Below are 11,165 nucleotides of genomic sequence, written 5' to 3' on the forward strand. Positions count from 1 at the left end.
CGGGTGGCCGATCATCGGTTCTGTTCGATCTCCAGTACTGCACGAACGAACGCGGCGCTGCACGGTGCTGGGTCTACATGGTGCTGGTCCTGCACGATTGCCGGGCACGGTTGCCCGACGCTCTGCCTCCACTGCACCCGAAGAACATCACATAGCGATAACGATAGCTGCGACGACAATCGCCGCGTCCGGGTTCCGGACGCGGCGACAGCGTGGTGCAAGCCGATGATCGGTTGAAGCTCAGCCGCCGTGCTGACCGCCCATGCTGGTCAGCGTGTCGACCGCGTCCGCGGTGAGCTTCCAGTTGGTGCCGACACGCACATAATTCAGTTGGATGTCCACCGGTGCCGGGGCGTGCGGGCTGGCGACAGCAACGGTCGCCGTCGCGGTGCTCGAGCCTTGCTCAGTCACCTCTTTGACCGTGTACACGTCGGGCGTGTAGCCGGCGGCGCTGGAGGTCTCGGCATAGGTCTGCAGCGCGCTGATCGTCTCCGGATTGTTGGTGTCGACGGCTCCTTCGACCTGCTCGGTGGTGCTCGCCGGGTCCACCGCCGTGCGCAGGGTGCTCTGGGCGTCCTCGGTGCTCAGTCCGATCACCGCATCCTTCGCCGAACTGACCGCACCGCTGACGGCATCGCGGGCCTGGCTGGCTGCATCACCGGCCGCCGAGGCGACCGCCGCCGACGCGTCGTTGGCGACACTGCTGGCCGTGTCCGACGCCTCCTCGGAGCAGGCGGCCGTGGCCAGGATGGTGGCGGCGGCGAGAACTGCCGCGGCAAGGGGCTTGCGAACCTTCATATTTCGTCTCCTCCTCTTGAGTAAGCCCACACTAACTCATGGGTGTCGGGCGGCAGCACCGCGGAATTAATCGGACCGTGGTCCGGTTAGGCTGGATGACACATCCGCCGAGTGCGCAGGAGGCGCGACAATGCAGTTCGGAATCTTCAGCGTCAGCGACATCACCGTCGATCCCACCACCGGGGTCGCGCCCACCGAGCACGAACGGATCAAGGCGATCGTGCAGATCGCGAAGAAGGCCGAGGACATCGGCCTCGACGTCTTCGCGCTCGGCGAGCACCACAACCCGCCGTTCTTCTCGTCGTCACCAACGACGACGCTCGCCTACATCGCAGCCCAGACCGAGAGGTTGCAGCTGTCCACGGCCACCACGCTTATCACCACCAACGATCCGGTCAAGATCGCCGAGGACTTCGCCATGTTGCAACACCTCGCCGACGGTCGGGTGGACCTGATGCTGGGGCGCGGCAACACCGGGCCGGTTTATCCGTGGTTCGGTCAGGACATCCGGCAGGGCATCCCGCTGGCCATCGAGAACTATCACCTGCTGCACCGCCTGTGGAGTGAGGATGTCGTCGACTGGGAGGGCAACTTCCGCACTCCGTTGACGTCGTTCACGTCGACGCCACGGCCATTGGACTCCGTGGCCCCGTTCGTGTGGCACGGATCGATCCGCAGCCCTGAGATCGCCGAGCAGGCCGCGTATTACGGTGACGGCTTCTTCGCCAACAACATCTTCTGGCCCAAAGAACACTTCCAGCGACTCATCGGTTTCTATCGCGAACGGTTCGAGCACTACGGACACGGCACAGCCGAGCAGGCCATCGTCGGCCTGGGCGGCCAGTTCTACATCCGGAAGAACTCGCAGGACGCGGTGCGGGAATTCCGCCCGTACTTCGACAACGCGCCGGTGTACGGTCACGGCCCTTCGCTCGAGGACTTCACCGAGCAGACGCCGCTGACCGTCGGGAGCCCTCAGGAGTTCGTGGACAAGACCCTCTCGTTCCGGGAGAGCTTCGGCGACTACCAGCGACAGCTGTTCCTCGTCGACCACGCGGGGCTGCCGCTGAAGACGGTGCTGTCCCAGCTCGACGAGTTGGGAGAGGTGTTGCCGCAGTTGCGTGCCGGCTTCGAGGCCGGCCGACCCGCCGCGGTACCCGACGCCCCGACCCACGCCTCCCTGGTGGCTGCGCGCACCGCAGCCGCGGCCGGCGACACGCGCGAAGAGGCGAGTGTATGACCGCGGCTCGGACTCCCCGGCGGATCGTCGCCGTCAATGCCGGACTGGGCGATCCGTCGTCGACGCGCCTGCTCGTGGATCGGTTGGTCGAGGCCGTCGTCGGAGCCCTCGACGACGGGACCGGGGCTGGTGCGGTCGACGTGACGGTGATCGATCTTCGTGACCTCGCCACCGACATCGCCCGTTCGATGGCCACCGGATTCGTAGTCGACCCGGTGCGCGAGGCGTTGCAGCGGCTCTACGAGGCCGATGGACTCATCGTCGCCACGCCTGTCTTCAACGCGTCCTACAGCGGATTGTTCAAGTCGTTCTTCGACCTGGTCGACGTGGAGAAGCTCGGGGGCACCCCGGTGCTGCTCGCCGCCACCGGCGGGAGCCCACGACACTCGATGGTGCTCGACCATGCCATGCGTCCGTTGTTTGCCTACCTGCGCGCGATCGTGCTGCCGACTGCTGTGTACGCGGCAGCGCAGGACTGGGCCGGTGCGGCCGGCGACACTGCGGCGCTCGGCGATCGCATCCGGCGGGCGGCGGGTGAACTCGCGGCCGCGGTGGGTCGACCATCCGCGCCGGGCGTACCGGCTCCCGAGCCGGAGCGTACCGAGAACGGGGTACGGTCCTCGGCCGAGGATGCAGGTATCGCGAACTTCGCGCGCCTGCTCGGTCAGCAATCCTGACGGTCGCTCACGCCTGGCCCGGGATGTTGTGCCGCGGGCTCAGCCGGCTGTTCGGCAACGTAGGCGCCGGCAGATGCTGGACGTCACCGGAGTAGCCCTCGACCTGGCCGAATCGTTCACTGTGCTCGGTCCACTGCTGACGGAACGCGACGATGTCCTCATGGCTGCGCCCGAGGAAGTTCCACCACATGATGATCTGCTCGTCGAGCGGTGCGCCGCCGAGCAGTATCACGCGCGCCGGTTCGTCGGACTCGTTGCGCAGGCATAGTGCCGTCGCACCGAGCCCGATGTAGCCGAGTTCGGTCGGTTGCAGGGGTTCGGCCGCGGAATTCACGACGCGGATCACCCCGGCGTCCACGAGCAGACCGTGCTCGTGTGCGGTGGTGACCGGTAGCTCGATCTGGGCGCCGGGTGGCAGCCGCAGTTCCGCGCCGAGTAAGGGTGTGAAGGTGTGGACGGGTGACCGCTCACCCAGGAGTTCGCCCAGGAAGACCCGAATCTCGACGTCGTCGTGGTGGAACGCCGACGGGATGTGGTGGGCGAAATCTCGCGGGGTGTCGGCGGCGAACTCGGGCAGCGCCACCCACAGTTGAACGCCGTGCAAGATCGTCGTGTCGGGTGTCGACACCTCGGTGTGTGCGATTCCGTGTCCGGCGGTCATCAGGTTGAGTTCCCCCGGGCGCACCATCGCGTGATTGCCCATGGTGTCGCGGTGTTCGATCTCGCCGGAAAACAGCCAGCTCACGGTCTGCAACCCGGTGTGCGGGTGCGGTGGCACATCCATCCCGCCGGTCGCCGAGACATCGTCGGGACCATAGTGATCGGCGAAACACCATGCGCCGATCAACGAACGGCGACGTTGAGGCAGGGTGCGATGCACCGTCATGGCGCGCGGGCCGCCCAACGGAACGTCGCGGGCGGCGAGCACCTCGACCGTCACGGTCCCGTCGGCTCCCGCGTCGCCGCGGTGAACAGTTGAGCGACAATCGATCTCGTCGGGACGCGTCTCCAGGTTGCTCATCGGTGCGGCCGCTCCACGTGTTGTCCGGGTTCCTCGGAGTCAGTGTAGCGAGACCGGTGTCGTCGGCGAGTGAGGTGAACGTCGCGGAAAGCGACACGTTCGCCTCACTCGGCCTGCGGTCTGCTGGGGCGGGGGCTCGGGAAGGGGCGCCGGGCTCAGGAGATGGTTGTCGGATCCTCGAACGTCATCGTCAGTCGATCCACCGATGTCGTCATCAGCGCGCGCCGGCTCAGGCGTAGTTTCCGCAACTCGGCGGCGATCGGATGGTCACCCAAGGTCAGGCGCGCACCACCCAACCGGGTGCGGGTGCCGGCGGTGGACGTCAGCTTCCACGGCGTCATCCGCAGCACCCCGTCGAGTTGGGAGTACGCGTTCAGCACGGTGTCCTTCGCGTTGTCGGGCACCGGGATGCCGCGTCGGGTGGTGAGGTCTGCGATGAGGTGTCCATCCGCGGAGACCCTGCCGTGGCGGGTGGGGGAGTCGTGGTCCACGTCGAAGTCGGCGAGGGTCTTGGGGAAGCCCCAGATGCCCCGGCCGGCGGCGAGGGTGAAGTCGCCGTCGACCGGCAGGTGGTGGATGAGTGCACGGGCGTCGCCGCGGGCCAGCGAGCGCAACGCGGACGCCGGCGATGCGGCCGGCCGCCCGGGCTCCTCGACCAGGAAGCAGACGCCGAACTCGTTGTACGGTCCCAGGTCGCCGTCGATGTAGTCGACGAAGACCAGCATGCACATCGTCCGGCCTGGTCGCAGGCGCAACGGCCGCAGCTCGGGCGCCGCCGGGCCGCCCGACCGCATCGCGTGGGCCACCGCGGCGGCGTCAGCGGTGAATCCGGCGACAAAACACCGAGCATTGCGGATCTCGACCGGCATCGAGACGGCGGTGCCCAGGACGTCATGGGTGGACCCGGGTTGGGACATCGATAGGTCTCCTCGAAACTGGAACATGTTCTCATTTGCTTCCGTCAGCATGTCAGATCCGAACCGGCGGTGGGCCGGTTCCACCCGGTGAGCTCGGTGGGGCGGACATCCGGCCGAATTACGCACCATCGGCGACCGCGCACTCACCGCGCTGTGACAAGGTTGTCGGAAGGCGTTGGTGACGTCGGGTCGTCGGCACTCTGGGCGTTGCGCGTGCGCATACCGGTGGTCGGAGGGAGGACGGGTGGCAACCGCGGACCGGTCGGTGGTCGGGGTGGGGATGGTCGACGATCATCCCTCACCGGTGTGGGGAATCGAACGGATTCTCGACCGCCAACCCGACCTGGAATTGGTGTGCTCGGCGTCCACGGTGGGCGGACTGCTGGCGCAGGGTATCGCGATGGACATCGTCATCCTCGACCTGCGGCTCGACGACGGCACGAGCCCGGGTGAGAACGTCGCCCGGCTCACCGAAGAGGGCATCGGGACCGTCGTCTACACCTCGGGGGAACACCCGGATCTGCTCCGTTCCGCCGCGCGGGCGGGCACTCTGGGCGTGGTACTCAAATCCGCTTCGGAGGGTGAGATCGTCGATGCGATCCGAACGGCGGCTTCCGGACATGCGGTGCTGACCACCGAGTGGGCGGCAGCCATCGATGCCGACCCCGACCTCGCCGCAGTCGATCTGAGTCCACAGCTGCAACGGGTGCTGACCCTGTACGCCTCCGGCGAGACGTCGGCCGGAGTCGGTGCCGCTCTGGGGGTGACCGCGGAAACGGTGAACGAGTACCTCAAGCGAATCCGGCAGAAGTACGCCGCCGCGGGGCGTCCCACCCGGACCAAGCTCGATCTGTTCAAGCGCGCGGTCGAGGACGGTTGGCTGCCCCTCCCCGGCCGACGGCCCGCCCCGGCACCGGACCGATCCTCACGCAGAGGTGGTATCGGGCGCACACCTGAGTAAGGCGGGGTGGATGTCACAACCCGTCTCGCTCGGTACACGTGGGTGAATCCTTACATCGCCGCAGCCCGGAGCGCTGGCTCCGGCTCGATGTGCTGGACCTGACGGGCATCGGTGTCCCCAGTTCTGGGTCTACACCGCGCGGCGGTGATCGCCTAACCTGCTGTTTCTGTGGTGCGGTCTTGTCGGGGGACTGGAGCGCCCGCATCAGCGGGAAATGTTGGTGCCGAGCGAAGGAAGACAGATGACCGCGCATTCGCATACGCCGTATCCGGGCCGCTCGACACCCGCCCGCCCAGCGGGTCCCGACGATATGGCCCAGCCTGCCGCCGTGGGGCTGAACGCGCGGGTGACACGACTGTCGGATTACCGTCAAGCGGAAGGTGCGATGCCCGACCCACGACGACCGGAACTCTCGTCGCGCGAGGTCGAGGTCCTGCTCGCGTGGCTGGCGGCTGAGTCGAAGGAGGAGGCGGCGACGGCGCTGTTCATCTCCGCGTCGACGGTGAGTACCCACCTGGCCCGTATCCGCGCCAAGTACTCGGGTGTCGGCCGGGAAGCGCCGACCAAGGCGCACCTGCTGGCCCGCGCACTACAGGACGGCTACACCAGCCTCGACAGCTGGTGAGTCCCCCGGGGTGGGGAACCCGGGGAAGTCAGCGTAGGTCGCGTTCGATCTGCGGCCAGGTCCGGTGCAGGTCGTCCTGCCAGTAGCCCCACGAATGGGTTCCGGTGTTTCGGAACGTGACGTCGGTGGGGATGCGCAGCTCGGCGAGGCGGCCGGCCATCTGACGCGTGCACTGATCGATCGCCACCTCGATCGCGCCACCCAGTAGGGCCTGATTGGCGAGGAAGAACGGATCACCCTGGACAAAGGGGTCCTCGAGGCGTTCGTGGGTGCCGGGTAGCCCGGTGCCCGAGGTCATGTAGATCTTGGTGCCCCGCAGCTTCTCGGCGTTGAGATACGGGTCGTTGGCGCGCCACCCCGGCCCGTCAAGGGGCCCCCACATGTTCTCCAGGTTGCCGCCGCCACGGTCGGCGGTGACGAACCGGATGTACTGCTGACCCACCGGGTCACTGGTCCGGGCGCATCCGCTGAATGCGGCCACCGAGCGGTAGAGGCCGGGGGCGGCGATAGCGAGGTTGAACACCGTCGTGCCGGCCATCGAGATGCCGGCGACGGCGTTGCGCCCGGTGGTGTTGAACTGCGCGTCGATCAGCGGGGGCAGTTCCTTGGTCAGGAAGGTCTGCCACTTGTTGCGGCCGAGCACCGGGTCGTCGCGCTGCCAGTCGGTGTAGTACGAAAAGGCGCCGCCGATCGGTGTGACGACGTATACATCCTTGTCGGCGAAGAACTCTTTGTAGTCGGTACGTGCGTCCCACGTCGCCGAATCCTCGCCGCCGCCGGCACCGTTGAGCAGATACAGCGTGGGGCTGGGCGTGGACCGATCACGGGGAGTGAGCACGGTGACCGGAATGTTCTTGTTCATCGCCGCCGAGTAGACGAGCAGCGTGACCTGCTGCGGATCGTCGTCATAGGTGCTCACGATGCGCGATGTCGGTGCGGCCGACGCCGTACCCACACCTACCGTTGCGACGACCGCCGCAATCACCGACAACATCCCGACGATCAGACGCTGATGTCTCCCCACGATGCCCCAATCCGTTCCCACTCGCCGAAAACCCATGGCTGGGTGGCTGCCCAAGTCTAGCGGGCGATCCTCCGGTGCTGTTCTCCCGCCGTGATCCCGGTCTGCCCCGGACCGCTTTGGCTACCGTGGAGGGATGACATCCACGGGGGCGGCCGACGATCCCGATCTCCTGCGTACCCTGCTCGCGGATTCCGCGCTCGGCGATCGCGGTGCATTCACCCGCTTGTACGACCTCACCAGCGGCCGTGTCTACGGCCTGGCATTGCGCGTCGTCCGGGACCGGAACTACGCGGAGGAGATCGTTCAGGAGGCCTATCTGCAGTTCTGGCAGAAGGCCGACCAGTATCACCCCGGCCGTGGCTCGGTGATCAGCTGGATGATGACCATCACTCATCGGCGCGCTGTCGATCGGGTCCGATCCGAGGAGGTGCATCACCGCAAGGCCACCGAATACGAGTCGAGCAATCAGGCGCCCGCGTCGACGGTGCCGTTGGAGATCGTGGTGGCCAGCGAAGAGAACACCGAACTGCGGACGTGTCTGAACACGCTGAGTGTCCTGCAGCGTGACAGCATCGAGATGTCCTATTTCGGTGGCTTGACCTATCCGGAGGTCGCCGAACACATGTCGACTCCGCTGCCCACCATCAAGACGCGTATTCGCGACGGACTCCGCAAGCTTCGCAATTGTCTGAGAGGTCGAGATCATGTCTGACACCGACTGGCTCGACGATCACATCGAACTGTATGCCGTCGCGGTACTCCCGCCCACCGAACACGACCGCGTGGAACGTGAACTGGCGGACCTGAGCGAGGTCGAGCGGCGCATCTACCACACGCGAGTTGCCGAGACGCGCGCGGCGATGGTGGAATTCGCGAGTTCGTATGCAATCGATGCCCCGGGTGACCTGCGTGCGCGGGTGCTCGACCATGTCTTTGCGGTGTCCGACGGGCGTGGTGACGCTGTATCGTCCGACGGACCCAGCGGTGATGTGACGGCCGATTCGGCGCCCGCGCCGATTCCGATCGACCGAGCACGCAGCCGCCGACGGGCCGCAGTGATCGCCGCCGCGGCAGCAGCGATCGTGGTGGCGCTCGGCGCCGGAGTGGTGATCGGACGCGGTACCGCATCGGACCCGGCGGCGCCCACGGTGACCGCTGCGGGTCAGCAGGCACTCGACGTGCTGACCGCACCGGACGCCCAACTCGCCGCACAACAGCTCGACGATGATCGCGGCACCATGTCGGTCGTCACCTCACGCGAGCGCAATCAGGCTGTGGCACTGCTGCGTGACCTGAACAACCCCATTGCTTCCGACCGCGAGTTCCAACTCTGGTTGGTCGGCAAGGAGGATCAACCGGTGTCGGCGGGTCTCATCCCGTCGACGGGGGCCGACGATCCGACGCTGGTCGAGAACCTCGACTCGGCAACGGTTCTGGCGGTCACCGTGGAACCGGAGGGCGGGTCGCCGCAGCCGACGACACCGATCCTGGCGCAGGTGCAGCTGTAGACGGTGTGCCACGGCGGCGGTGGTCTCGATACGCGGCCTCGGCTGGCGCCTCGGTCGCTACTCGACCAGCGGAGGGTGGTCTCGCGGGTGTAAGGCTGTTCTGGTGTGGTCTCGATACGCGGCCTCGGCTGGCTCCTCGGTCGCTACTCGACCAGCGGAGGGTGGTCTCGCGGGTGAAAGGCCATTCTGCCGGTGGTCTCGCTACGCGCCCCGGCGTGGCTGGGCGATCCCATCGCTGGTCGAGTAGTCGCGAACGGAGTGAGTGACGTATCGAGACCACTTCCGGCCGTCAGCGCGTCGAACGCCGATACAAGATGAGCGACAACGGAACACAGATGGCGAGGATCGCCACGCTGGTGCCGATCGAATAGCCGACGGCGTGCTCGGCGACCCAACCGGTAGGGGCGGGGAAGTCCGGCGGCGAGGCGTTGCCGAACTTCTGCCGGCATGCCGTGGCAACGGCGGTCACCGGATTCCACTCGGCGATGGGACGCAGGAAGCCAGGCAGGCTCTGCGCGGAGATGAACGCGCTCGAGAGGAAGGTGACCGGAAACATCCATAAGAAGCCGATGCTCTGCGCCACTTCGACATTGGGTGCGGCCAGTCCGGTGACGGCACCGATCCACGCCATTGCCAGCGCGAACAACACGATGATGCCGAAGGCGATCGCGGCGTCGGCGGCGCTACCACGCACCCGCCAGCCGATGGCGAGCCCGCAGGCCACCATCACCGCGAGCCCCAGGATGCCGAGCAGCATGTCCGAGCTCACCCGACCGGCGATCACCCCCAGACGTGACATCGGCAGCGAGCGGAGTCGGTCGATGATGCCGTCGGACATGTCGTTGGCGAGCCCGACGGTGGTGATCGCGGCATTGAACACCACCGTCTGGGTGAAGATCCCCGCCATCAGGAACTCCCGATAGGAGCCCCCGCCGAACGTCGCGCCGAACACATACGCGAACAGGAAGACGAACATCAACGGCTGAATTGTCGCGCTGATCAGTAGAGTGGGGATGCGGCGGACCGTCAACAGGTTTCGTTCGATGATCACTGCGGTGTCGGCGAACATCAGACACGCTCCAATCGTTGGGTGACGGCTTCGGCGGCGTGCTCGAACGACGCGCCGCCGCCCGGATCGCGGTCGCCGTGAGGATCGCTGCCGTCGGTATCTCCGCGGCCGGTGAGGTCGAGGAACACGTCATCGAGAGTCGGGGTGCTCACCGTTGCGTCGAGCACGTCGATGCCGAGTGCATCGCATACCCGGACGGCGGCCACCGCGCTGCGGGTGCCGTCGGCGACCGCGACGGTCCAGGTCTGGGCGTCGACGTGATGCGGGGCGCTCAGTCCGACCTCGGTCAGCGCGGTGCGCACTCGAGCCTCGTCGTGGCGTCCGCGGAGTTCGACAGTCAGAATCGATTGGGCGGTCGTGGCTTTCAACTCGGCAGCGGTGCCCTGGGCGCGAATCGCGCCCTGGTCGATCACCGTGATTTCATCCGCGAGTGCGTCGGCCTCCTCCAGATACTGGGTGGTCAACAGCACGGTGGTACCGGCCGCGACCTGCTCGGTGATGACATCCCACATCTGGCGGCGTCCGCGAGGGTCGAGGCCCGTGGTGGGTTCGTCGAGGATGACCAGGGACGGTTCGTTGATGAGGGCACCCGCCAGGTCGAGCCGTCGCCGCATACCGCCCGAGTAGGTGCGCATCGGTCGGTCGGCTGCATCCTCGAGGCGCAGATCGGCGATCATCGCCCGCGCCCGCTGCGACGCCACGCTCCGTCGATGCCCGTAGAGCTGGGCGACCATCCGCAGATTCTCGAACCCCGTCAGGTTGCCGTCGACGGCCGCGTATTGGCCGGACACGCCGATCATCTCGCGCACGGTGTCCGGTTCGGCGAGTGCATCCACACCGTCGACGACGACCGACCCGGCATCGGGCCGCATCAGCGTGGCGACCGCGCGCACCGTGGTGGTCTTTCCGGCGCCGTTGGGGCCGAGTAGCGCATGCACGGTGCCCGACGACACCTCGAGGTCGATGCCGCGTAGCGCCTCCACTCGCGGTCCCCGACCGAAGATCCCGGAGCGGAACGTTTTGGTGACCCCGTCGAGGCGGAGTGCGACGTCGGTGCCCCGCTCAGGCATCGCGTGTCGTCCCATGTGCCTGCTCCCTTCGTTCCATCGCTTCGATCAGGCTGGCGGGTCGCATGTCCCGCCAGTTCTCCTCGACGTAGGCAAGACAGTCGTCGTGGCCGGCCGGGCCGTATACCGTGGTCCAGCCATCGGGGACGGCGGCGAATTCGGGCCACAACGAATGCTGGTTCTCGGCGTTGACGAGTACCAGGAACACGCCTTCGGTGTTGTCGAACGGATTGGTCATCGGTCCTCCTCGCTGATGGA

General features: G+C 66.9%; 13 protein-coding genes. 6 read left to right on the forward strand and 7 right to left on the reverse strand.

Annotation, left to right across the window (positions count from 1 at the left end):
* Positions 1–240: 240 nt before the first annotated feature.
* Entirely contained in the window at positions 241–798 is a 558-nt protein-coding gene (locus OSB52_RS09815; RefSeq protein WP_235725597.1) for an MTB12 C-terminal domain-containing protein, read from the reverse strand.
* 130 nt (positions 799–928) lie between these two features.
* On the opposite strand from OSB52_RS09815, the gene OSB52_RS09820 reads away from it, so the two are divergent.
* The gene (locus OSB52_RS09820) at positions 929–2,038 is read left to right on the forward strand and encodes an LLM class flavin-dependent oxidoreductase (RefSeq protein WP_266061517.1); all 1,110 of its coding nucleotides are present in this window, start codon (positions 929–931) and stop codon (positions 2,036–2,038) included.
* Positions 2,035–2,715, forward strand: a complete 681-nt coding sequence (locus OSB52_RS09825) for a CE1759 family FMN reductase (protein WP_266061518.1) — start codon at positions 2,035–2,037, stop codon at positions 2,713–2,715. The genes OSB52_RS09820 and OSB52_RS09825 overlap by 4 nt, the downstream gene beginning before the upstream one ends.
* A 7-nt stretch (positions 2,716–2,722) precedes the next feature.
* Here OSB52_RS09825 and OSB52_RS09830 read toward each other — a convergent pair whose 3' ends face one another.
* Together OSB52_RS09830 and OSB52_RS09835 are read right to left on the reverse strand one after the other, a co-directional pair.
* Entirely contained in the window at positions 2,723–3,736 is a 1,014-nt protein-coding gene (locus OSB52_RS09830; RefSeq protein ID WP_266061520.1) for a pirin family protein, read from the reverse strand.
* Between the two features lie 155 nt (positions 3,737–3,891).
* Entirely contained in the window at positions 3,892–4,653 is a 762-nt protein-coding gene (locus tag OSB52_RS09835; RefSeq protein ID WP_266061522.1) for an acetoacetate decarboxylase family protein, read from the reverse strand.
* Between the two features lie 280 nt (positions 4,654–4,933).
* Here OSB52_RS09835 and OSB52_RS09840 point away from each other — a divergent pair, with 280 nt between their 5' ends.
* Positions 4,934–5,614, forward strand: a complete 681-nt coding sequence (locus OSB52_RS09840) for a LuxR C-terminal-related transcriptional regulator (RefSeq protein WP_235725618.1) — start codon at positions 4,934–4,936, stop codon at positions 5,612–5,614.
* Between the two features lie 310 nt (positions 5,615–5,924).
* Entirely contained in the window at positions 5,925–6,239 is a 315-nt protein-coding gene (locus tag OSB52_RS09845; protein ID WP_235725620.1) for a LuxR C-terminal-related transcriptional regulator, read from the forward strand.
* Positions 6,240–6,267: 28 nt separating this feature from the next.
* Here the strand turns inward: OSB52_RS09845 and OSB52_RS09850 are convergent, their stop codons facing one another.
* The gene (locus tag OSB52_RS09850; protein WP_266061571.1) at positions 6,268–7,233 is read right to left on the reverse strand and encodes an alpha/beta hydrolase; all 966 of its coding nucleotides are present in this window, start codon (positions 7,231–7,233) and stop codon (positions 6,268–6,270) included.
* Between the two features lie 163 nt (positions 7,234–7,396).
* Here OSB52_RS09850 and sigK point away from each other — a divergent pair, with 163 nt between their 5' ends.
* Positions 7,397–7,975 carry an ECF RNA polymerase sigma factor SigK gene (gene sigK, locus OSB52_RS09855; RefSeq protein WP_266061523.1) on the forward strand — a complete coding sequence of 193 codons (579 nt, stop codon included), beginning with the start codon at positions 7,397–7,399 and terminating at the stop codon, positions 7,973–7,975.
* Positions 7,968–8,771: an anti-sigma factor gene (locus OSB52_RS09860; protein WP_266061524.1), complete on the forward strand. Its 804-nt coding sequence runs from the start codon at positions 7,968–7,970 to the stop codon at positions 8,769–8,771. The genes sigK and OSB52_RS09860 overlap by 8 nt, the downstream gene beginning before the upstream one ends.
* A 289-nt stretch (positions 8,772–9,060) precedes the next feature.
* Here OSB52_RS09860 and OSB52_RS09865 read toward each other — a convergent pair whose 3' ends face one another.
* From OSB52_RS09865 to OSB52_RS09875, 3 genes are read right to left on the reverse strand one after another with little or no spacing between them, the layout of a single operon-like run.
* Positions 9,061–9,840, reverse strand: coding sequence for an ABC transporter permease (locus OSB52_RS09865; RefSeq protein ID WP_235724962.1), 780 nt, complete (start codon positions 9,838–9,840; stop codon positions 9,061–9,063).
* A complete protein-coding gene (locus OSB52_RS09870) occupies positions 9,840–10,925 on the reverse strand; it encodes an ABC transporter ATP-binding protein (protein WP_266061525.1) in 1,086 nt (361 codons plus the stop codon). The genes OSB52_RS09865 and OSB52_RS09870 overlap by 1 nt, the downstream gene beginning before the upstream one ends.
* Positions 10,903–11,145 carry an MbtH family protein gene (locus OSB52_RS09875; RefSeq protein WP_235724964.1) on the reverse strand — a complete coding sequence of 81 codons (243 nt, stop codon included), beginning with the start codon at positions 11,143–11,145 and terminating at the stop codon, positions 10,903–10,905. Before OSB52_RS09875 ends, OSB52_RS09870 begins: the two co-directional genes overlap by 23 nt.
* Positions 11,146–11,165: the final 20 nt, after the last annotated feature.

It is taken from the genome of Gordonia aquimaris, assembly GCF_026262595.1.
Lineage (GTDB): Bacteria > Actinomycetota > Actinomycetes > Mycobacteriales > Mycobacteriaceae > Gordonia > Gordonia tangerina.

What these genes read in the sequence shown, in the direction of transcription:
- OSB52_RS09835 (WP_266061522.1), bottom strand. Translation starts at nt 4,653, where the DNA reads ATGTCCCAACCCGGGTCCACCCATGACGTCCTGGGCACCGCCGTCTCG.
- OSB52_RS09845 (WP_235725620.1), top strand. Translation starts at nt 5,925, where the DNA reads ATGGCCCAGCCTGCCGCCGTGGGGCTGAACGCGCGGGTGACACGACTG.
- OSB52_RS09820 (WP_266061517.1), top strand. Translation starts at nt 929, where the DNA reads ATGCAGTTCGGAATCTTCAGCGTCAGCGACATCACCGTCGATCCCACC.
- OSB52_RS09830 (WP_266061520.1), bottom strand. Translation starts at nt 3,736, where the DNA reads ATGAGCAACCTGGAGACGCGTCCCGACGAGATCGATTGTCGCTCAACT.
- OSB52_RS09870 (WP_266061525.1), bottom strand. Translation starts at nt 10,925, where the DNA reads ATGGGACGACACGCGATGCCTGAGCGGGGCACCGACGTCGCACTCCGC.
- sigK (WP_266061523.1), top strand. Translation starts at nt 7,397, where the DNA reads ATGACATCCACGGGGGCGGCCGACGATCCCGATCTCCTGCGTACCCTG.
- OSB52_RS09840 (WP_235725618.1), top strand. Translation starts at nt 4,934, where the DNA reads ATGGTCGACGATCATCCCTCACCGGTGTGGGGAATCGAACGGATTCTC.
- OSB52_RS09865 (WP_235724962.1), bottom strand. Translation starts at nt 9,840, where the DNA reads ATGTTCGCCGACACCGCAGTGATCATCGAACGAAACCTGTTGACGGTC.
- OSB52_RS09825 (WP_266061518.1), top strand. Translation starts at nt 2,035, where the DNA reads ATGACCGCGGCTCGGACTCCCCGGCGGATCGTCGCCGTCAATGCCGGA.
- OSB52_RS09875 (WP_235724964.1), bottom strand. Translation starts at nt 11,145, where the DNA reads ATGACCAATCCGTTCGACAACACCGAAGGCGTGTTCCTGGTACTCGTC.
- OSB52_RS09860 (WP_266061524.1), top strand. Translation starts at nt 7,968, where the DNA reads ATGTCTGACACCGACTGGCTCGACGATCACATCGAACTGTATGCCGTC.
- OSB52_RS09850 (WP_266061571.1), bottom strand. Translation starts at nt 7,233, where the DNA reads ATGTTGTCGGTGATTGCGGCGGTCGTCGCAACGGTAGGTGTGGGTACG.
- OSB52_RS09815 (WP_235725597.1), bottom strand. Translation starts at nt 798, where the DNA reads ATGAAGGTTCGCAAGCCCCTTGCCGCGGCAGTTCTCGCCGCCGCCACC.